Source organism: Pseudomonas sp. PAGU 2196 (assembly GCF_022179005.1).
GTDB lineage: Bacteria > Pseudomonadota > Gammaproteobacteria > Pseudomonadales > Pseudomonadaceae > Aquipseudomonas > Aquipseudomonas kermanshahensis.
This window is the reverse complement of sequence record NZ_BNTL01000064.1, coordinates 1-693: the sequence shown is the minus strand read 5'-3', so window position 1 is coordinate 693 and position 693 is coordinate 1. Positions and strand designations below refer to the sequence as shown.

Genomic DNA, 693 nt, shown 5'->3' with positions numbered 1-693 from the left:
CGCGGCAAGCGCCTGGCGCTGTTCAACGGCTATCACTACGCCTTCGCCCGCTTCAATGCCGACCCTGACTACTTGCGTAAAGCCTTCAACGCGACCCTGACCTACTCCCACGACAGCAACCTTCTGATGGTGCAGGCTGGCCGTGCCGACATCGCCCTGGTCACGCGTTCGTACTTAAGCGACTTTCTGCAGCGTAACCCCGACAGCCAGGCGCAACTGGTGGCATCGCAGCGTATCGACCAGGTCTATCACCACTACGCCTTGCTACGCCCGGGCGCGCCCATCGGCGAGCAGTCGTTCGCGGCGCTCATGCGTGCCCTGCGCGACAACGGGGAACTGACGCGTATCTTCCAGCCCTACCGGATCACGGTGCAGGCGCCGCGCGACTAAATTCCGCTGCAGCGGCAACGTTTTCCACGGTGAGCCTTCTTTTCATCTTCGTGAGCCAAGACCATGCCGTTCGATGCCGCTTCGCAGCCACTGTCACCGCCACGCTGGCGCACCCTCAGCGCCGATGAGGGCGATAGCTGGCTGAGCCTGACCCTTAAAGGGCGCCCGCTGATCCAGTTGCGGCTGGTGCCGGGTGCGTGCCTGGAAGTGCACCTGCAAAGCCTTTGCCCAGAGCGCCCTTACCAGGCCCTGTGGGCCGCCTGCTATTGGCTGCTATCGCGTTATATTGCGTGCCAGCGCCTG

General features: G+C 63.3%; 2 pseudogenes. Both read left to right on the top strand.

Annotation, left to right across the window (positions count from 1 at the left end):
- A pseudogene (locus MFF34_RS27905) lies at positions 1-390 on the top strand (transporter substrate-binding domain-containing protein); the annotation flags it as partial.
- 63 nt (positions 391-453) lie between these two features.
- Positions 454-693: pseudogene (locus MFF34_RS27900) on the top strand (GNAT family N-acetyltransferase); the annotation flags it as partial.